Annotated in this window: 17 protein-coding genes; 8 read left to right on the plus strand and 9 right to left on the minus strand. The window is 41.4% G+C overall.

What is annotated here, in order from left to right:
- From thiI to KO534_RS06905, 7 genes are all read right to left on the minus strand, one after another.
- Nucleotides 1–1,421, minus strand: a 1,421-nt coding sequence (thiI, locus tag KO534_RS06875) for a tRNA uracil 4-sulfurtransferase ThiI (RefSeq protein ID WP_215928787.1), incomplete at its 3' end; no start/stop codon positions are given.
- A 114-nt stretch (nt 1,422–1,535) separates the two neighbouring features.
- Entirely contained in the window at nt 1,536–2,630 is a 1,095-nt protein-coding gene (locus KO534_RS06880; protein ID WP_215928789.1) for a class I SAM-dependent methyltransferase, read from the minus strand.
- A gap of 76 nt (nt 2,631–2,706) precedes the next feature.
- The gene (locus KO534_RS06885; RefSeq protein ID WP_215928791.1) at nt 2,707–2,880 is read right to left on the minus strand and encodes a hypothetical protein; all 174 of its coding nucleotides are present in this window, start codon (nt 2,878–2,880) and stop codon (nt 2,707–2,709) included.
- A gap of 226 nt (nt 2,881–3,106) precedes the next feature.
- Nucleotides 3,107–4,420 (minus strand): hypothetical protein, encoded by a 1,314-nt coding sequence (locus KO534_RS06890; RefSeq protein ID WP_215928793.1) that lies wholly within the window; start codon nt 4,418–4,420, stop codon nt 3,107–3,109.
- A 162-nt stretch (nt 4,421–4,582) separates the two neighbouring features.
- Nucleotides 4,583–5,548 carry a protein translocase subunit SecF gene (gene secF / locus KO534_RS06895; protein WP_215928795.1) on the minus strand — a complete coding sequence of 322 codons (966 nt, stop codon included), beginning with the start codon at nt 5,546–5,548 and terminating at the stop codon, nt 4,583–4,585.
- Nucleotides 5,548–7,392 (minus strand): protein translocase subunit SecD, encoded by a 1,845-nt coding sequence (gene secD / locus KO534_RS06900; RefSeq protein WP_215928797.1) that lies wholly within the window; start codon nt 7,390–7,392, stop codon nt 5,548–5,550. Before secD ends, secF begins: the two co-directional genes overlap by 1 nt.
- A gap of 146 nt (nt 7,393–7,538) precedes the next feature.
- Nucleotides 7,539–8,063 (minus strand): hypothetical protein, encoded by a 525-nt coding sequence (locus KO534_RS06905; protein WP_215928799.1) that lies wholly within the window; start codon nt 8,061–8,063, stop codon nt 7,539–7,541.
- A 265-nt stretch (nt 8,064–8,328) separates the two neighbouring features.
- On the opposite strand from KO534_RS06905, the gene KO534_RS06910 reads away from it, so the two are divergent.
- The 7 genes from KO534_RS06910 to KO534_RS06940 all read left to right on the plus strand — a co-directional run bounded on the left by KO534_RS06910 (nt 8,329) and on the right by KO534_RS06940 (nt 19,379).
- On the plus strand, nt 8,329–9,438 hold the full coding sequence (locus KO534_RS06910) for a hypothetical protein (protein WP_215928801.1): 1,110 nt from the start codon (nt 8,329–8,331) through the stop codon (nt 9,436–9,438).
- A gap of 288 nt (nt 9,439–9,726) precedes the next feature.
- A complete protein-coding gene (gene sbcD, locus KO534_RS06915; RefSeq protein WP_215928803.1) occupies nt 9,727–10,989 on the plus strand; it encodes an exonuclease subunit SbcD in 1,263 nt (420 codons plus the stop codon).
- Nucleotides 10,986–14,660, plus strand: a complete 3,675-nt coding sequence (locus KO534_RS06920; RefSeq protein WP_215928805.1) for an AAA family ATPase — start codon at nt 10,986–10,988, stop codon at nt 14,658–14,660. Before sbcD ends, KO534_RS06920 begins: the two co-directional genes overlap by 4 nt.
- Before the next feature lie 231 nt (nt 14,661–14,891).
- Nucleotides 14,892–16,331, plus strand: a complete 1,440-nt coding sequence (locus KO534_RS06925; RefSeq protein WP_215928807.1) for an alpha/beta hydrolase — start codon at nt 14,892–14,894, stop codon at nt 16,329–16,331.
- Nucleotides 16,328–17,356, plus strand: coding sequence for a sensor histidine kinase (locus KO534_RS06930; RefSeq protein ID WP_215928809.1), 1,029 nt, complete (start codon nt 16,328–16,330; stop codon nt 17,354–17,356). Before KO534_RS06925 ends, KO534_RS06930 begins: the two co-directional genes overlap by 4 nt.
- Nucleotides 17,356–18,087, plus strand: coding sequence for a LytR/AlgR family response regulator transcription factor (locus KO534_RS06935; protein ID WP_215928811.1), 732 nt, complete (start codon nt 17,356–17,358; stop codon nt 18,085–18,087). Before KO534_RS06930 ends, KO534_RS06935 begins: the two co-directional genes overlap by 1 nt.
- Nucleotides 18,088–18,284: 197 nt before the next feature.
- Nucleotides 18,285–19,379 (plus strand): mechanosensitive ion channel family protein, encoded by a 1,095-nt coding sequence (locus tag KO534_RS06940; protein WP_252732001.1) that lies wholly within the window; start codon nt 18,285–18,287, stop codon nt 19,377–19,379.
- A 59-nt stretch (nt 19,380–19,438) separates the two neighbouring features.
- On the opposite strand, the gene KO534_RS06945 is transcribed toward KO534_RS06940, so the two are convergent.
- Together KO534_RS06945 and KO534_RS06950 are read right to left on the minus strand one after the other, a co-directional pair.
- Entirely contained in the window at nt 19,439–19,762 is a 324-nt protein-coding gene (locus tag KO534_RS06945; RefSeq protein ID WP_215928813.1) for an ArsR/SmtB family transcription factor, read from the minus strand.
- Nucleotides 19,763–20,203 (minus strand): SRPBCC family protein, encoded by a 441-nt coding sequence (locus KO534_RS06950; protein ID WP_215928815.1) that lies wholly within the window; start codon nt 20,201–20,203, stop codon nt 19,763–19,765.
- Nucleotides 20,204–20,720: 517 nt separating this feature from the next.
- Between KO534_RS06950 and KO534_RS06955 the strand changes: the two genes are divergently transcribed.
- The gene (locus KO534_RS06955) at nt 20,721–21,500 is read left to right on the plus strand and encodes a zinc ribbon-containing protein (RefSeq protein ID WP_215928817.1); all 780 of its coding nucleotides are present in this window, start codon (nt 20,721–20,723) and stop codon (nt 21,498–21,500) included.
- Nucleotides 21,501–21,655: the final 155 nt, after the last annotated feature.

Consider the following 21,655-nt stretch of genomic DNA (forward strand, 5'->3'; position numbering starts at 1 on the left):
TGTTCATGTAACAACAATGATTGCAATTGACTCATTACCCCGCGATCACAGTACAAATAATAAGCTTGGTGTTGTGGTAGTGAAGGGAATACTGAGGCTAGTTTGAAAAAGGGAATGTGTTTCACTGGTATTCCGGCCAAATGCAAAGGGGCTCGCTCTTGCTCTTCTGTAGAGCGAATGTCCAAAACTACACATCCAGCTGGCAGAACATCAACATGACTCACGTATTGAGTTTCTTGTTCGGCCTCTTCGGCTATGGTCCGAATATCCCGCATTCTAGCATCCGCGACCACACGTTCAATTATTCCAAAATCTAATTTACTTTCTTCAAATTCAACTTCGTTTAATTGTGCTTTAACCGTCGGTCTACGCGAAATAACCCCACAATATTCCGGCATAACTTTGGCAAAGTCTTCAGTACCTATTTGTTTAGCTTGTGTGATAATTTCCATTTTATCCATGCAAATCAACGGACGTAGTACTAGTTTATCGGTGGCTTTATCGATAACACTGAGATTACTCAAAGTTTGACTCGATACCTGACCTAAACTTTCACCTGTTACTAGTGCCTCGATAGCGAGTTTATCTGCTACCTTAGCGGCGGCTCTTAACATAGAGCGTTTGAGCACGACCCCCATTTGACTGTTCTTAACATTTTTGAGGATGTCGGCTATAACAGGCTCAAAATTTACCGCGATAAATTTAACCCTATGAGATTCGCTGTAACGTTTCCAGAGGTAATAGCTGACTTGCTTCACGCCTATTTCATGTTCACGGCCACCCATGTTAAAAAAGCAAAAATGGGTGCGCGCACCGCGGCGGATCATTTGATAAGCAGCCACACCAGAATCGTAGCCTCCCGACATTAGCGATAGCACTTCTTCTTGGGAGGGCAAAGGCATCCCGCCTAAGCACTGTATACGGCGATGGCTTTGTATCAAGGTGTTGCCATCTACTTCAAATTCGATCGTCACATCAGGATCTTTAAGCTTAACCCCGTTACTTTCACAATGTTGGTTGAGATGAGCGCCAACATATCTTTCAATGTCCATCGACGAAAATGGGTGTTTGCCGTGGCGTCTAACCCGCACTGCAAAATTTTTCCCAACTAATAATGGCTGCCAAACTTGCTTAACCTGTTTGCATATATCGTCTAGATCCGTAAAGGTGCTTTCTTGTACCTGCAATATTTGATTGATACCGGGTATTCGTTGTAACAAGTCAATAATTTCATCTTGCTTGTGTAGTGATTCAGGAGCAACGACTAAGGTGAGCTTATCCCAAGCCCAAACTAAGTTGATGGCTAGATGATTACGTTCAAACACTCGGCGTACATTACCTTCCAATAAAAATGTAAAACGCTGGCGTACCCTGCGACTTTTGACGATAATTTCGGGATGTAATCTTATAATAAACTGCAAAGTGATAAAGCTCAGAGGTAAGGTAGATTAAATGAAAGGGCAGGATTATAGCTAGCCCTAATACTATTGCAAATCCATTGCGCAATGAGCCAACTTAGTTATCCCGAGTTCAGGTTAGCTATCTAATCCAAAGCCGTTTTTGTGGGAAAACTTGATAATTGGATCCCAAATTGAAGGTGGTACATTAAGTAGTTTTTTGTAAAAAGTGCCCGTAGATTCGGCTTTTATTCGAAGTGCATCGGCTTGTGACTGAGTGGACTTTGCAAGATATAAACTGCCCCCTAAAGAAGCACAATTTAGCGTTTTATGACGAAAATAAAACTGTTCATAGGGAGCAAACAAAATGGTTCCTGGTTCGACCGTGCTGGTGATTTGATTCTCTAGTTTATTCAACATTGCGGGATCTCGCATAGGGCGATAAAAATACACTAGATTGAAATCTTTATAACCTTCGAACGTTATCCCGTCACCATGGATGACATCACAACTTGCAATATGTACCTGTTCAAGTAATTCTCGGGCCACATTAACGTAGCCTGGGTCATACTCGAGCCCAACCACTCGACTAAAAAACAAAGACGCTTGCATCACTTTTAAACCACTGCCACAACCTACATCTATGAATTGAGATTGCGATGCCACTCCTTGAGCCAGAAGTAAACGATACGCCGCATGGATGTTTTCTAAAAACACACTATTAGGAAACGAAATGTCAGCGAAACAGCCATGCTTTTCGGCATCGGTGCCTTGGCTTTTTGTATTTAATTTGCCGCGGAGATAATCAAAGGCACTATCGTAGGCAGATAATTGGCTTACAGTGATGTCATTCGCGGCCTTGGTTTTACGAAATAACTCGCGTTTTTGGGGCGGCACTTGCATTTTCACCAATTCATCAATTTGCGGCCAGGTTAATAACCAATTGCGTATTTGAGCATTGTTAGTCAAGGCATTGGGAAAATTGGTTGTTACGCGAGTATTGGCCTCGTCGTGTTCGACGTTTTGCAACATTGTTGATATTTGTTGCATTGTTAAAAAAATTTGGTGGTTGTGACTTGTTATGGCATTAAGAGAATTGTGGATTTGGGCTACATTGAGGAGGTTATTTGATTCAAGGTTTTTGACAAGATCTGCCACTAAAGTCTCAGCTTGAAAAAGCTTTTCCTTTAATAAATCATTCAATTCAATGGATTTTCGGCGATCACTGCACATTAGGTACTCCATGTAAAAAAATCAAAACAAACTCCAACTATTGCGATTCAATCACAGCGTCAGAAAGTTCACATTTTTAGTCGCTTTTATTGATGGTTATTTCAATATTTTTAGCATTGCCAGCAAACCATTTTTGCACGTAAATACTCCCCATTACCGCAGGCATGCCATCGGAGGGTATCTCTTTATAGCGAATACTATTTTTATTTTGTTTTTCGAACTCAAACTTAAGTGTTTTTTCAGATGACATAGTTATCCCCAACTAAATAACAGACATACAAACTTATAGCACGGAGAAAGTTAAGACAACCGGCTCTGCTGATATTTACTTTTTCGTTTCAATCAATTATCCAAAATTAAAGGAATTGACCTGAGCTTTGGTTTTAGACAGCGGTTAATTGATATTTATTCTGGTGCAGCGCGTTCCCTTGCATTGGGTATTATTGTAAACGGAAAAGCTTTAACCTAGGTTAAAGCTACAAATTAGCTGAATACTCAATTTTTTGACCTAGTACTAGATGTTCACTTTCTATAGTCAAAACTGGGGATTGACCACCTATTTCAAACTCAAAACTACGTGATTCACTAGGTAACAAACCTTTTAACGATTTCGCTGAGCGAGTGCCATTTATGGCTGGATAGGCATCATAGTAGATGGGAGCGATGCCTGTATTGCTAATCGTGACTCGGCTTTGGTTAGGTGAGGCGCTAAAACTTTCGATGTTAAATTTGTAACCTATAGCTAACGAGGCTTGTTTTATACGTTGAGCCGATTGGTATCTGTATTGATCGTTACCTATGATGTAGCTGAGATGATATTGCTGGGAGAACGACTCGAAACTGCGCCCCCAAGAGCCGTCCGGTAGGTTGAGTACATGTTGTTGGTCGTAGCCAGAGTAGTAACTAAATTCGCCCCCCAACATACTTGATTTATACCGGTCTAAACCAAAAAAAAGCCAGCTAGCGCGATTATATTCTGAGTCACTATTTGAATGCTCTTTATGCATAAATGAATCATCAAAGACACCAAAGTCAGCTTCTTTAAGACTGGGTGTTGTGGCCAAAGGCGAATAAACATCATTGGCCGCATCAATAGAAATTGACCACTGCGTAGTATTAAAACTCGAAGACATCTTTTCTAAGAAGCTTTTTTGAAAGGTTTTACTTGGAAAGTTAATCCCTAGACTCACTGGACCGTCATATAAATGATACTCAGAATAAGAACCAAAACCCACTTGCAACATCGCCAAACGAGGATCGCCATCGTAACGTGCCGCGAAATCGACGAAAAATTGTAAACTAAAGTCTTGAAACGCTGAGTGACTCCAATCAGGCAAAAAGGTATCTTTTCCTTCTACTTTATCGAACATTATGTTGTAACTGGCTGAATTAGCTATGGAATCAGGTACTGAGATTTGGGTATGCCCAGGATAGGTATAGCGAAACCGTAATATTGCTTGATGTCCACGGCCGGCGATATCGTCGAGCAGTTCATCGATTACTTGCCAATTGTATTCACCCTCTTGCTGAACGACATCACTAAATAACATATATGAAAATTCTAATTGCACACTGGAACCTAAACTTTCTAGGGCACGAGTATTGTCCGTCCAAAAAACCAAACCTGTCATAGGTTGTACGTTGGATATGCTAGCTTGTAAGGGGATCTTGACGAAATTTTCATTTTCAACAAAATGAGATTCATCGTCGTTATTCGTGCTTGAACCGCAAGCCACTAACGTAAACAAAAATAAAGCGTTGCATAGTTTCAGTATAGAAGTCCAAAACATCAAGATGTTCCATTGAAATGTAAAAATATAACATTACCTCATCCCTTGATTGATTTCATTTAATTTGTTTTTATTTCATTTTATTTTTATTGGGTCGGTAGTCCTCATACGTACACAAACGCCCTCTACTGTTGGACGCTTGTGTCGATAAATGAAAGTATTTTAGGGGGCCTTGTCTAGTAATAACTCCTGTTCGCGATGTCGATAAAAATCCTTATTTAATCCAATTAACTGTGGAATGGTGGCCGACAATGCGATGGAAGATAAAGTACCAAAAACCACCCCAGCAAATAGGCCGATAGCAAACCCTTGCAAGGGTTGCCCGCCAAATATCCAGATAGCGCCAATGGTAGCTAAGGTTGTCCCCGAGGTAATAAGGGATCGAGTAAGAGTCGATTTTACAGCTGTATCGATCATGTCATTCATACTGTTAGCGGTTTTAGCACCCATGACTTCGCGCAGTTTGTCGCCGATAACGATAGAGTCATTCAGTGAATAACCTATTATGGCAAGTACACTGGCTAGCACCGTCAAATCAAAGGGTAAGCCGAGCCATGCAAATAAACCAAGTACCACTAAAACATCATGGACTAAAGCCACGAGCGATCCACAGGCTAAGCGCCATTCAAAGCGCCAAGTCAGATATAGCATCATAGCGATTGCAGCAACCAGTAAAGCTAAACTGCCGTTGTCGATAAGTTCTGCACCGACCTGCGAACCAATAAATGTAGAGTCTTGTGGGGTAATACTGTAGCCGCTTTGGTTGGAAAAAGTGGTTAACCATGCTTTATCTATGACATTTTCTGCGCCGACTGCTTGGCGAATGTTCCACTGGGTATTGGCTGCGCTACTGTTGAGCTCAAATCCGTCATGCAATACTTCGCTTAGTTGCTGTTGCATTTGGGTTTTATCAATACTTTGTTCGGTAGTAAATTCAGTCATATAACCACCAGTAAAATCGAGGCCTAGGTTTAAGCCTTTAAAACCTAGACCTAGTAGCGAGAGAGCCATCAAAGTGATTGCCAAGTAAAAGCCAGCGATACGAAATTTACTGAAGCTACTCAACCCTGAGGTGGGTTGTTGATTTGCTGTGCTGGAGGGGTGCCTCGGTATTAATTTATTATTCATTAGTTTAACTCCTTTTGTTTTACTGCAATTTGCGGTTTGACTAAATAAGTCAAGATGTGTGAGATAAACACACCGCTGAACATGCTAGTTAAAATGCCTAAGCTTAAGGTCATGGCAAATCCTTTCACTGGGCCGTAACCAATACTCAGTAAAATCAAGGCGGTAATCATAGTTGTGACGTTGGCATCTAAAATAGTAGAGAAGGCTTCTTTGTAACCTGTTTCAATGGCTAAAAAATTACTTCTACCTCGTAAGCGTTGTTCTTTTATTCGTTCAAAAATGAGCACGTTGGTATCAACCGCCATGCCCACAGTTAACACCAATCCAGCTATGCCTGGTAAGGTTAATACCACGTTAGGTAATAACGCCATTAATCCCAATAAACACACTAGGTTTAGCATTAAACTGACATTGGCAATTAAGCCTAGTTTGCGATACCACAGACCCATAAATAGCAACGTTATGCCTAAACCAATGGCCAGTGCCATTAAACCATTACTGACGTTTTCTTTTCCAAGCGAGGCTTGAATAGTACGTTGTTGCACTATGGTGATAGGCGCATCTAACGAGCCTGCCCGCAGCAGCAATGCCAGATCTGACGCTTCCTGCGGACTATCAATATGAGTAATACTAAAACGATTACCCAATTGGCTTTGGATAGTTGCAACATTGATAACTTTGCTGTTTTTGATCATTTCTCCGGCACTATTTTTGTGATACTCAGAAAAAACAGACACCATAGGATTACCTATATTATCTTTGGAAAATTCAGACATCTTTTTGCCGCCCAGCCCATCAAGTGTCAGGTTTACAAGGGGCGAACCCATTTCGTCTCGTCCGGCGCTAGCATTTTCGATATTTGATCCGCTGAAAATCGCTTTCGGCGCTAGGCTTAAACGTTGCCCGTTTTGATCGCTAAGGTGTTTGGCACTCGCAGTGCTGCTATTGGCCATCTCGTAAAAATCTAACGACGCGGTGGCGCCAATAATTCGCTTAGCCTGTTGTGGATCTTTAACACCAGGTAGTTCGATACGAATACGGTTTTGTCCTTGGCGCTGGGTGACTGCTTCGGTTATACCCAGCTCCTCAATACGCCCCCGTAAAGTAGAAAGCGCTTGATGCATAATTTCTTGGTGAAAACTAAGACTGTCTTGTTCAGAAAATCCCAATATTCCTGTTTTATCGCTGGTTTGGGTGAAATTAATGCCCGGCATTGTTTGCTGAATTTGACGCACTAAATTTTTGATTTTCGAAAGCTGGTGGTTAAGAAACTGCACCTGAAGTTGATTCTCAAATTTGCTTTGGCTCTCAACTGCGGTATCAAGCTTAACAGTCGTGCCCCTAAGGCGTTGGTCACGAATGATTTGTAAGGCTTGGTCTTTAATACTACTTAGGCGTTCTTGGTCAGCCTTATCTGTGTCAACCTCTAACACAAACAACACGCCGCCACTTAAGTCTAATCCTAGTTTAATCGGTGACATACCTAATTTTTGTAACCATTTGGGTGCTGCAGATTGATTGGTTAGAGCTATTTTGTAGCCTTCGCCCAAGGTCTCCTTTAATTGTTGTTGAGCACGGTTTAACGTCTCGTCATCCCCAGCAATCACAAGTTTACTGCTGGTTCCGGTGTTAATTATTTGTTTAACTTCAATGCCATTTTTGTGCAATACATCCTGCAGTTGTTGTGTATTGGGTAACGACAGATTTGCATTAGTGGTATTGATCGATACGGCATTATTGTTGCCATAAAAAGTAGGCAAGGCATTTAGCCCTAAAATGGTCACAGTAATAATAATGATTAAAATTTGCCAAGTGTGCTTGGGCTTGGAAGTAGCTTTACGCATGTGTGTTCTCTATTGGTGCCAAAAAACAGTGGTAAAATAATGGACTGTTCAAATGGACTGCGCGGGCGCGTCAACGCGCAGGCGCGAAAAATGTAGTACAACAAGTACTGATTTAAAATGTGCGCTGTTGAGCGCGTGAGAACGAATTAACTTAGATAGGTGATAATACCCGTGTATAAGGTGTTATTGTCTTTCCAGCCAGCGGTACGGCCCTGTTTATTTGTGGCACTGGGGCGCAAATACCAAGGTACAGCACTAATAGTACTTAAGGGTGCTAGAAAGTGTTTGAGATCTAAAATTTCGGGATGAAATTCAAAAACTAAAAGGAACAGGGCTTCAATTTGTACACTAGCGCCAAAGGTGCTGGCTGCGAGTCGCTCATGTGGCGGCAGACTGATATTGGGGTTTACCGTGAATTCAAAAGTGGGAGCTTTTTCTGGAGAGTGGTCGTTGTTATTTGTATTCTCAGCCAAATCGTTTGAGTGGCTTAGATTACTTGTTAGCTTGTGTACAGTTTCAGATACTGGAGAAGCGGATAGTTTCTCAGAGAAACTGTCTATTTTATCTAAGTTACTAGCTTCGCTATGAAAACCATAAGTGATGCTGGTGGCATGTGCGAGTTTTGGAGCTTTATCTAAAGCTTGGGCAGGGCAAGCTATTGTTAACAACATAACAATACTTAAACTGAAAATTAATCCGCGCCAAAACCACATCACTATTATTTAGAACTCTCAATACAACCTAGGGTTTAACTCTAGTACTTTCCTAGTACTTTAAAAGTGCAGTTATAGTAAGGGCGAAACCGCTAAACACAAGCTAATTACTTTGAATAAAGTAAAAGTGTTGAGTCAGTATCTGCTGTTCTAGCAAACTAAATACATAAAAACGTCACAAAAAAATGCCATGCTTAAGTATTAAAATTCAGAGGGTTAGACTGTGTTTGCATCATTAGAGTTTGATTCTATTAAAACCCGCTTAATCATCATTATCGGGGTGTGTTTATTAGGTATGTTAGTGTTGGTTGGCAACCAAATTTATAATACTGACAGATTGATTAGCCTTAATACTCAGAGTAAACAGCTACTGAGCTTACGCAGCGAGCTATTGCAATTACGTCGTCATGAAAAAGACTTTTTACTACGCCGAGATCCGCAATACGTGGATCTATTCAAAGGGCGAGCCGATAACTTTTCGCAACAGGTTACCCAGATAAAACCTGTTTTTGCGAAATTAGGAAATACCGACACCTTATTTGCTGAGCTGAGTGATAATTTTGTCCAGTATCGAAGCAAATTTTTTGCGCTAGTCAATTTACAAACCCAGATTGGTCTCGATGAAAATAGCGGTTTTCAAGGACGTTTTCGAGAGGCTACTCACAGTTTAGAAACACAATTTCAGCAGCTGCGTCAAGATGACTTGCAAGTGCTGCTATTGCAAATGCGCCGTAGCGAAAAGGATTTTTTATTGCGCAAAAATTTAGACTACGTGGATCGTGAAACTATGCTTTATCAGCAACTTTCCTCGGCTATTTCTCGAAGTAATCAGCTTAACGTGCAGCAACAACAAACATTATTGAATACCTATCAGCAGAGTTTTATGCAGTTAGTTTCCGCCTATCAAACCATTGGTCTAAATCACAATATGGGTTTGCAAGGACAGTTTCGCGAACAAGCCCACGCTCTGGAAAGTCAATTAATCAGAGTCAATGACAAACTGGCGTTGCTTATCTCCAATGCAGAACAACGAGTAGAACGCATTAGTTTGGTGATTATGATTATTACGTCCTTAGCGTTAATTATCTTATTGGTTAAAAGTTATATTACCTTCCAACGGGCGTTCTTAAATTTCGTGATGTTTTTTTATCGTTGTAAAAGAGAATACCAACATATGGACAGCAAAAAACTGGGTTTCTCAGAGTTCAAATATTTAGCCTCTATCGCTAACGAAATGATCGACGCCCGTTGCGAAATGGAGCGCCAACTAAACGCCGCAAATAAACATATTGCTGAATTGGAAAAAAATGACGACATTAGCAGCAGAGACTGATTTAAAAATTTTACCGCTGAATCGTGAAATAACGGCGCTCAATTAGGCCAATCTAAGTCTTGTATGAGCAATACGTTTTTTATCAGGTCTCATATAGTCACGACTGTATTGTAGTATTTATGATGGTTGCATTTACTTCTCTCAATACCTCCCCAAATAAATAAACACATCATTTAGAACAGTTTTTTCAGATATTGTTATTTCAATATTTTGCCGCGCCAAGGGTATAATGCCGATTAGCGCATGTTGCAATGAAACACATTATTTTTGAAGTCTGGGAAAGTCACAATGAAGATACTGCACACCTCTGATTGGCATCTCGGCCAAAGTTTCTTCACTAAAAGCCGTAAAGACGAACATCAAGGCTTTATAGACTGGTTATTGCAGTTAGTGGCCACAGAACAGATTGATGCAGTAATTATCGCTGGTGATATTTTTGATACCGGCACACCGCCCAGTTACGCCCGAGAAATGTACAATCAGTTTGTGGTAGACATGCAAAAGCTCAACTGTGTGCTGGTGGTGCTTGGCGGTAATCACGATTCAGTCTCTACCTTAAACGAGTCCAAACAAATCCTTGCCTGTCTAAATACTTTTGTGGTGGCAAGCACAGGCGTGGCGATTGAAGAGCAAGTGTTCACTATCCCTGATGCGCAAGGTCAACCGGCAGCTGTTTTGTGTGCAGTCCCTTTTATTCGAGCCCGTGATGTTTTGCAAAGCAGCGCTGGTGAAACGGGTTTAGATAAACGCCAAGCCTTAGGTGATGCCATCAAGCAGCATTATCACAACCTCTATCAAATCGCTTTAGCTAAAAAACACGACTCGGGGTTAGATATCCCCATTATTGCCACTGGCCATCTAACCGCCTTAGGTGTAAGCCAATCTGAAAGTGTGAGAGATATTTATATCGGGACACTAGATGGCTTTGCCGCTGATGGATTTCCGCCAGCCGATTACATCGCCCTTGGACATATTCATCGGCCGCAAATAGTCGCCAAGTCTGAGCATATACGTTATTGCGGCTCACCTATCCCTTTAAGTTTTGACGAGTTAGGCAAACCGAAACAAGTCATGTTGGTGGAGTTTACTGGCGCGCAGCCCACAAGTTTACGGCCAATTGAGGTGCCTTTATTTCAACCCATGCAAGTGATAAAAGGCGACTTGGTAGCTATCGAGGCTGCATTAAAATCCTTTAAAACTAGTGAGTCAGATTTACCCTGTTGGCTGTGCTTAGAAGTCGACAGCCAAGATTATTTGTCAGACTTACAACAGCGAGTTCAAGACTTAACCGCAGAGCTTAATGTCGAAGTGTTACAACTCAGACGTACTCGTAATCAGCGCCGCAAGTTACTCAACCAAGCACAAAACGAAACCCTAGCAGAGCTCAGCCCCTATGAGGTATTTGAAAAGCGTTTAGCCATGGAGTCTTTTGCTAACAGTAGTGAAGTAGGATCAGAAGAAGCCAATGAAGAAAAGCAGTCCCTCAAACAGCTACGCCAGCGCTTTAGTCAAATATTGCTAGAAGTCCAAGAGCAGGGAGGCGAACGATGAAAATATTAAGCATTCGCCTGAAAAACCTTAACTCTCTTAAAGGTGAGTGGAAAATTGATTTTACTCAATCTCCCTTTTCTGAAAACGGCCTGTTTGCCATTACTGGGCCAACGGGTGCTGGTAAAACTACTTTGCTCGATGCCATTTGTTTAGCCCTTTACCATCAAACCCCAAGGCTTGGGCAGATTACTAATTCAAGTAACGAAATCATGACTCGCGGCACAACTGAGTGTTTAGCCGAAGTAGAATTTGAAGTAAAAAATACTGCCTACAGAGCATTTTGGAGTATGCGTCGCTCTAGAGGTAAGGTAGAAGGTAACCTACAACCCGCCGATGCAGAACTCGCTGAAGTGGCCACAGGTAAAGTATTAGCCACGCAAATTAGGCAAAAAAGTGATGAAATAGAAAAACTAACGGGTTTAGACTTTGGGCGTTTTACCAAGTCGATGATGTTATCTCAGGGTGACTTTGCGGCCTTTTTAAATGCCGATGAAAAACAACGAGCTGAGTTACTCGAAGAACTTACAGGCACAGAAATATATGGCCAAATATCAATTAAGGTGCACGAGCACTTTAGCCAAGCAAAACAATCTTTAGCTGAATTGCAGGCAGGAGCGAATACTTTTCAATTGTTATCGGCAGAACAAAAGCAAGAGTTACAAAAGCAATTACAAGAGCTGCAGAACAAACAAACCGACATCGAAAAACAGATTAATAACAATCAAAACCAGCTAAATTGGTGGGATAAATTACACACTGCTCAAAATAATCAGCAAGCCGCCAACGCACTGAGTACAGAGGCCAAACAAGCCATTAGTCTTGCCCAAGATGATTTAATCTTACTTGAAAAAAGTGAGCCCGCTGAAAAACTTAGGCCCAACTGGCAACAACTGCTAGAGGCTACAGAGCAGCAACAAAAAACGCAAAGCCAACTCACTAGCCAGCAGCAGGGCCAAGCTAAGTTAGATATAGAGTTACAAGCAGCAACCGATAAGCTAACTGGCGCTGAGCAAGCGCTGCAACGCACTAAACAAGCCCAGCATGACCAAGAGCAGTTGATCACAGAGCAAGTGCAGCCCTTGGATAGCCAAATTAAAAACTTGTCTGAAAAACTGCAAGACAAACAGCAGTTAGTCAGCCAGTTGCAGCAACAGCAGCAGAGTCTAAGTGCTAGTCAAAAATCCTTAACCGCAACGCTAACTGAATTAACCGAGCAACACACTCAGGGCCAAAATTATTTAACAGCCCATCAGGCCGATAGCTTAGTAGCTGAGCAGTTAAGTGGTTGGAAAGCTGCTCTGAGCCAAATGGAACGAGATAAACAAAGGGCGCAAAAGTTACAACAGCAAAGCGGTGAATATGCGCAACAACTTAAGCAAAGTAGTACTCAGTATCAGCAGTTAACTCAAGATTGGCAAGGTTTAGCTGAGCAAGTTCAACAGCAAAAAAACAACTTGGCGGCACAAAATACCCAATATCAAAGCTTAAGTGCCAACACCGATTTAGCCAGCTTAGACAAACAACAGCAACAGATTAATAACTCGTGGGCGCCATTGCATAAGGCGCAAGATATACAACGTCGTCACCTGCAATTAGTCAAAGAGCAGGCTCAAGCTCAAACTGAGCTGACAACAGTGCAACAACAAGCCGATGACCTAAACAATCAGCGTAATGAGCTAATCAAGCAGTATCAACAGCAAGAACAAAGCTACAAAGATTTACAGCAATTGCTTAGTCAAGAAGAGCAGTTAGCCCAGTATCGACAACTACTTAAAGCGGGCGATGAATGTCCATTATGCGGGGCTATCGAACACCCCAAATCAATGGATATGGCCATAGATATTCCCGACACTGTGGCCAGAAAACAGCAGGCAGAATCGCGACTCGAACAACTTAAACAGCAAGGCACTGAAGTACGTGAAAAGTTAGACACAGCTAATTCACGACTCAAACAATTACAAACTAGTCTGGAGGCAAGTCAAAGCACACAAAGCCAGCTTGATGGCGAATGGCAACAAAGTATGCAGGTGTTGCAGTTAACTTGTGAGATCAGCGACCAACATGGGTTACAAGCTTATAGCCAGGGGTTAAGCAATCAGCTAGAACAACTCACAACTTTGTCTAACCAACTTAAGCAATTAGATTCAGAGCGCTTGGCCAACAAAGAAGCGTTAAACAAAAGTGAGCGGCAATATGACAAACTGGCTAGTGAGATAAAACTACTGGAGCAACAGCAGCAAACTATTCAGCAAAGCGAGCAACAGGTTAAGGCAGAATACGCAAAACTAATTGAGTCGGTGAACACTCAGAGTACAGACTTACTGAATAATATTGTGGCTTTAGGTTATGCCGCACCTCGCGAAAACCAACTGAACCAATGGTTACAGAACAAAGCCGAAGACGTGAAAACCTATCAACAAAAAGCCCAACAAAATGAAAGCTTAGGCCAACAACTTGCTGCTAAAAATGCCGAGTATTTAGCGAATGAGCAGCAGCTACAAAAGCTCACAGAGCAACTCTCTGAGGCGCAATCGGCGAGTAATGCGCTGCAACAAGAATATGAGCAAACCCAGAAAAAACGCCAGCAATTATTTGCCGATAAAACCGTGGCAGAGGCCCGTGCCGAGAGTCGTACTCAGTTAACCAAGGCCGAGCAAGTACAGCAAGCTGCTAGCCTAAGTCACAAGCAAATCGCCCAACAATATAATGATGTGTTGGCTTCGATAAAAGCTATCACTGAGCAATTAACTGAGCTAGACCAGGCCGTTAAGCAAAAAGCAGACAAGTGGCAAACATTGCTTAGCCAAAGCCCTCTTACTGAGCAGCAAGCCTTTGAAAGCGCTTTATTGCCTGAACAAAAACGCACCGAGTTGCTGGCACTTAAACAAAAACTAGATGCACAATTGCAAAGGGCCAACACCTTGCTAGAGCAATCGAATTTTGCCTTAAAAGAGCTGAATCAGGTACCTTATGCCGAGCAATGGTCGCAAACTCCAATAGAGGAAGTGCGAGAACAATTAAGCCAATTATATTCTGAAAAAGACCTGCTGGTTGAACAACGTGGCGGCATTAGCAGCCAGCTTGTAGCTGATGAAAAAGAAAGCCAGCGACAACAAACGTTATTGGCCGAAATTGCTCAACAGCAATTAGAGTATGAGCAACTTAGTTATTTACATGGATTAATTGGTTCGGCTAATGGCGACAAGTTCCGCCGTTTTGCTCAGGGCTTAACCCTAGATAATTTAGTGCACTTAGCCAACAAACAACTGGATCGTATTCACGGCCGCTATTTACTCAAGCGCAAAGACGAAGACGGCCTCGCCCTGAGCGTACTCGATACTTGGCAAGGTGACGTAGAGCGCGACACCAAAACCTTGTCTGGCGGTGAAAGCTTTTTGGTCAGTCTAGCTCTAGCTTTGGCACTGTCTGATTTAGTCAGCCATAAAACCAGCATCGACTCGCTGTTTTTAGACGAAGGCTTTGGTACTTTAGATGCCGAAACTTTAGATATAGCCTTAGACGCGTTGGATAACCTCAATGCCTCGGGCAAAATGATTGGGGTGATTAGCCACATCGAAGCTATGAAAGAACGGATCCCTACCCAGTTAAGGGTCACCAAAAAGAGTGGCTTGGGGGTGAGTGAATTAGACAGGCAGTTTTTGTTTGGTTGATTTTGCATGTGCAGGGCACACTGCGCATCGTTTTGTTTCAGGGAGCTTCAATAACTGTTCGTGATTGCTTTTGCAAGTTAGTTATTCCTGTGAGTCATTAACCTCTACTGATAAATAGCTCTCCCTAGCTATCAATTACCGTTTACATGAATAATCTACCGCTCATATAAAAACTCACCTGAGACTTTTTGGTTGTTTTAAGTTAGCTCCACTTAATCAAGAGGACACAACATGAAACCTTTCTTAAAAACTATTAGTACTACTTTGTTAACTAGCTGTATCTCATTTACTTGTTATGCAGGGCCTTCAAGCTCTGATTCTCAGGTAGTTACTGCGCCCGTTACTACGCCCGTCTCTGCTTCACAAACTAACAATACTATTGACGAACAAATGTTCGTAGGTCATTGGCAAGGTAAGCTGATAATCAATGAGCAGAAAAGTATTGAATTTGTCTTCAATATTGGCAAATCACCGCAGGGCATGGTGGCGTCGTTAGATGTGCCAGCACAAAATCAATTCGGACTCGATTTTGATGAAGTCAGTCTCGAAGGCGACAAGCTGACATTAGCCTTAACGGCAGCGGGCATTCATTACCAGGGGGAGTTACTCAATGGTGAGATAAAAGGCGAATATCAACAAGGAGGATTTAAAGCCCCGGTCACATTAGTAAAAACAAAAACGGCTAAGGTACGCAAAGCTAAACCACAAGACCCTAGCGCTACACCAAATTACGACGTGGAGCAGGTTGTATTCAAAAATTTACAAGAAGGGCACAGCTTAGCGGGGACATTATCAATACCCAATGGACCTATAAAATATAGCGTTATTATATTATCTGGTTCTGGCCCCACGGAGCGAGACGGCAATGCTTTTGGTCATAAAATTTATGCAGTGTTGGCTGATTTATTGGCACAAAATGGCATTGCTGCGCTGAGGTTCGATGATAGAGGAGTGGGTGAATCTGGAGGAATATATGCTAAGGCCACTAGTGCTGATTTTGCTAGTGATGCCAATGCTGCTTTAACGTTTATGCAAACACATCAACGAATAGCCAATAGTAAAGTGGGATATGTGGGTCATAGTGAAGGTAGCCTTATTGCCGCAATTGCTCTGGCTACTTATGCCGATACCAGTGCTGATTTTTTTGTATCCTTAGCAGGACCGGGTACGTCTGGTGCACAGATATTGGTTGATCAGTCTTATTTAATCCAAAAAGTACGGGGAATGCATAGCGTTCAACTTGAAAAAGATGACCAGCAACAACGAAAAATTATTACAGCCGTTAGTAATAACGCCCCACAACAAGAACTTAAAAAATTGTTAGCAGAAAGTGGCATGTCGCCTTCACAAATTGATGGACAATTAGCACAACTAACCTCGCCATGGATGCAATATTTTATCAAAACTGATCCTAAAACCTTCCTAGCTAAGATAAAGGTACCGTCCTTAGCCATTAGTGGTGCCAAGGATTTACAAGTGCCTGCGCAACAGAATATCGATGGTTTTATTCAATCTATTGATAAACAATGGTTAACCTATAAGATTTATCCTAATTTGAATCATTTATTGCAACCAGCGGATAAAGGTTTACCTGCAGAATATGCAACTATTGAAACAACTATGTCGCCCAAAGTAATTAAGGATATTCACCATTGGTTAGAGCAATTATGAGAACACCTTCAACCTTTTGGCTAGTACAAATAGGCATTTGGGGGGGCTTAACTTTGCTCAACTTATTTGTGCGGGGTTACTTTAACCATTATAGATTAGGCGAGTTGGTTAACTCTTTTAGCTTATTTGTTTCACTGATGATTGCCAGTGGTATGTTGCGTCGCTTTTACCGTGATAAAGGAACAGATTCTTTACCTAAAGGCATAGGGCAAGCTTTATTGGGCAGTGCCTTAGCATCGCTGGTTGCGGTAGCGATTATCGGCTTAGTTTTGTTACCTAACCAAGAGTATTTATTTGGTGAAGTGAGCAACGTAGCCTTGCTGCAATTGTTAGCGTCTTACCCTAATGTTTTGTTATTTTTACTGTGCTGGTCTGCCGTGTATTTACTTCTTAAACGTCAAAAGGCATTAAAGCTGGCGTTTACTAGAGAAGCAGAGCTAAAGGAACAATTGGCGGCGAGCCAAATGGAATTATTATTAAATCAGCTAAATCCGCACTTTATGTTTAATGCCATTAATAATATTAGGGCACTCATTTTAGAAGATACTAATAAAGCCAGAGATAGTTTAGCGCAGCTATCAGATGTTTTAAGAGTGACCTTACAAACTAAGCAAGACAAACTTTGGCCACTAAGCCAAGAAATAGAGTTAACCAAGAGTTTTATAAAGTTAAATAAATTGCAATTTGAGGAACGTCTAGCGGTGAACTGGCACATAACGGGTAATCAACTAGAGCATTGTCAGGTGCCATGTTTATCGCTGCAATTGTTAGTAGAAAACGCCATTAAACACGGCATTAGTAACAATTCGGATGGCGGTATGATTACCATTAAGATTGATGCTGAAAAGGATGTAACCCTTGAGGTGTCTAATCCGGGTAACATTGCCACCTCTGACGGCTCAACCCAACTCGGCATTACAAATATTCAACAGCGATTACATTTGTTGTTTAAGGATAACGCCCATTTTTCATTAACTGAAAACGAGCAGACTGTTACAGCCAAAATCGTAATAGAGGAGCCCTAATGTTACGCGCAATGATAGTTGAAGATTCTAGGTTGGGGCGTTTGGAGTTGAAATCTCAATTAGCGAATATTCATCATATTGAGTTGGTGGCCGAAGCTGAAAACTTAGCTAGTGCTCGTGAGTATTTGCAACAACACAAAGTCGATGTGCTTTTTCTCGATATTAATTTGCCAGACGGCAATGGCTTTGAATTACTCACCGAATTAATGCCTGCACCCCAAGTGATATTTACTACCGCTTTTGAGCAATACGCCATAGAAGCCTTTGATAACAACGCGGTCGATTATTTGTTAAAGCCTATTACCCAAGAACGTTTGGCGAAAGCCTGCGAGCGTTTAACTAAGATTTTGGCTAGTAAAGACACTGCCGATGAAGCTGCGTCTGTTGATGAATTAATGACTATGGAACAACGTTTTTTTGTTAAAGATGGAACAAAATGCTGGTTAATTCCACTAGAGCAAGTTGAGCGTTTTGAGTCTATGGGAAATTACACCCAAGTGCATTTTGATAATAAACATCCGATGTTGAATAAAACCTTGGCACAGATTGAAAAACGTTTACCTGCAACTCACTTTTTTCGCGTGAGCCGCAGTTATATTGTGCAATTAGATAAGATTAACGCGGTACAACCATGCAGTTCTGGTGGCTTAGAACTCACTATGGCAAGCGGGGCAAAAGTTGAGGTTTCCCGTCGTCAAACTAGCTTATTTAAAGGGCGATTCGCTTTGTAGTTAAAGAACATGACTTCGTCATTGGTTTGCTATCAAATTGGTGCAGTGATGCATGGATGCAGTGCGGTTGTATTTTAAACCCATTTGTAGTGCTTTTTATTGTTTATTTTCAATAGGTTACATCTTTACGTTTGCAGTTCTAGTGGTGTGGAAATTGCTTTGTTTAATATTTAGGCTTTTAACAGGATGTATAGTTCTTGTCAGTCATCGCTAATATTTCTAATTCCCTCACCGAGTTGGTGCCTATTTGGGCTATAGGGCCCATATTTTTCTGCATCGTTTTGATTGCTATTTGGCTAATCAAACGTTTTTTATATGCTTATTTAAAAGCGCTGAATCACCCTAGCAATTATGACTGGCTAGGCATTACAGTACGAGCAGCCAAGCGTCCTTTAAGCTTATTGATTGTATCCATTAGCTTAAAGGCAACCGTTACCTTTGTGCAACTCTATGACGAAACTGCAAATGCTTGGGTGACACAGATTAACCTTATTGCTTTGATGTTTACCATTGTTGCAGTGCTAATTTTTGCAGATCACTTTGCACGCATGACCATTACTCGCATTATTTCCAAAGGAAGTGGTTTGCGCAGCAGTGGTACCCTTTTAAGGGGCCTATTGCGAGGCGTGATTATTGTTATTGGTGTGTTGATCATACTAACCAATATGGGGATCTCCATTACACCCCTTGTGGCTTCTCTGGGTCTGGGTTCTCTTGCGGTGGCGCTGGCATTACAGCCTACCTTAGAAAACTTTTTCTCAGGAATTCAAATGCTGGCCGACAAGCCCATCAGGGTAGGGGACTTTATTGAGCTTGATTCCGGTGAGCAAGGTTTCGTTGAAAAAATTGGATGGCGTTCTACATGGATAAAAATGCTGCCAAATAACGTAGTCATAATGCCTAACAGCAAACTCGCCCAGTCGAAAATCATTAATTACTACTACCCAGAAAAACAGCTTTCGGTGCCAGTAGATCTTGGCGTGCACTATGACTCTGACTTAGAGCATGTAGAGAGAGTCACACTCGAAGTCGCTAAACAAGTGCTTAAAACTCATAAATGGGGCATTGCCGATTACGACACCTTTGTAATCTTTACCGGCTTTGACAATTCCAGTATCAACTTAACTGTGATGCTGCGTGCTGAGGAATATTTTAATCGCTTTTTTATTAGGTCTGCATTTATCAAAGCTTTACACAAAAGATATGCGCAGGAAGGCATTGTGATCCCTTACCCCATTCGTGCGGTAAATCTCAATCAGGAAGGGAGTGACGAGCTGTTGAAAAACAAATAGTAGTGATATCACATGTTTGGGGAATCAAAAGATTCGGCTACGGAAATTGAGTGTTGTGACTACTTTTTAGTAGGATTATTTTCAACAAAGTCTTTCAGAGCTTGGAGTCGCAGATCCCACTGTTGTTCAATATTGGTAATAAACTGTTTAGCGATAGTCAGCTTATCTGTATCCAACACGACTTCTGTTTCTCTCCCTTTTTGGGATAAATGTACTAGATTAGCCGATACTAACACCTGCAGCTGTTTTCGGGCTCCTTGTCGAGAGATACCTAGGTTTTTTGATAATTCGCCTATGGTATAAGGCGACCCAGCAGCCAATCGTGTAATAATTTGCAGGCGAACCGGATCACCCAAGGCTTTATATATTTGTGCTTCAATCATTTATATCGCTTTTAGGTAATTTTCAAAACGGCCCAACATGAAATCCCAACCGCTAGAGTTTTGTTCGACTGCAGACTTTATTACCTCTGAGGGTAATTGGTCAAAACCAGACTCGAGCAGTGTTATTTTACATAAATCTGTAGTCTCTTGTTCAATTGTGAATTCAACGAGTGTATTAGGAACGTTAAGTACATCACCAACAAAACTATCCGCCCCAGGTACCCAACGATAAGCAAAATAATCGTAAGGTCTAGCCTCTACCACATAGATTCGATTGCGACAGTCTGTCCCAAATCCGAAAATAGCTTGATGTCCAGAGCGATATTCGCCTTCCAGAGTGTCCGGAAACCACTTTACAACCAGTTCGGGATTGGCAATTGCCGCATATATATTTTCTTTACTGGCGTTAATCACAATTTCACGTTTGATCATATTTTGCATAAGAAGCTCTCGTTCAGGTTTAATCTTTTGCAAGTAAAGCATGGGTATTGTATTTATGCAACCATTTGGTTGCATAATGTGTTTGATTTGGACCTGTGGGATGACCCCACAGGTTTTAACCATTTATGAAAAAGGAAGCTTATTTTCGCCGTCATTCCTGCATTTGCTGTTTACTTCACACAGCAAATGCAGGAATCCGTTGTTATAAATTAACCGGTTGTCCATGTAAGTGTTTTTCTCACACATATCTCTGATAATACCATTCAAACCATTACCACAAAGCGGAGATTGAAGACCTAAAGCGTTTAAGCCATCAAAAAGAAAATGATTGTTTTATAATGTTCGTATCAACGAACCTGACTCTGCTGGCTATTAGCTAAACAAACACAGTGTTCACAAATTGTCTTAAGTCTTAAGTAGTTTCCACATTTCATTAAGTAAAAGACCGGATAGTATCTAACCATGGTGTGGGCCATTATGACTCTGTCTCATTTTGAATTTTTAAAGGAAACTCACCATGAAAAAAAACAAACTGGCAACAGAATTACAAGAAAGCTATCAAGCAATGGTCGATAGTGTTGAACAATTCGTGGTGAAAGAAGGCAAAACATTACAACAAGCTTTTCATGCCGCAGAGGAAAAATTGCATGATGCCAAGGAAATAAGTAAAGAAAAAATCCAACAAGCGAGTAGAGAATTAAAAAATAACTTACGCTTATGGAGTGAGGCCGTAGAAGGAGCAAGTGATGCATATAAAGCCCAAATAGAATTTGACCTCGCCTATGTCAATAAATCAATTTGGGACAAACTAAAAAGCGTTGCTAATTCAAATACAGCAGAATTAATTGAGTTTACTAGGACACTCAAAGAAAAAGCTCAAACGGTTACTACAAACGAGCATATCGCAGTACATCAGGAGCACAATCAATGGGGGGCTGAACATGCATTGTGGTTAGATGAAATCAAGTTTTGGCAACAAGAACACGATAAAGCAATCACTAAGTTAGGTGAAATCGAAAAGGCATTGAAACAGCATTCCGAATCACTTTCAGAGCATGCTCAGGTCATTCAAGCTCATGCCAATAAAGAACACGAGCATGAAAAAATAATGAGCGATGCTGAACAAGATCCAACTAATGAAGTTTTCAAAGTGGCTGATGCAAAAGAAAGCGAGCAGCATAAAATAGAAAGCAAAATTCATAAACAACACGCAGAATTTCATCATGCGATAAAGACTCATCATTTTAAAATAATGGCGATGATCAATATGCTGCATAACGAAATAGATAAAACATAAAACTCAGCAAAATTTAACTTAAGAACTGAGTTCGGAGCGGCAGGCTCAGGTTCGCTGTATTTTGCTGTAAGAAACTAAAACAAAGTATTGCAGAGCCATCCACTAATGCTGTTCACTTAAGGTGAGCAGAAGATTTTTTTGATGGAACGCCAGTC

Origin of the sequence: Paraglaciecola arctica (assembly GCF_018861065.1) — a bacterium.
GTDB classification, from domain to species: Bacteria; Pseudomonadota; Gammaproteobacteria; order Enterobacterales; family Alteromonadaceae; genus Paraglaciecola; species Paraglaciecola arctica_B.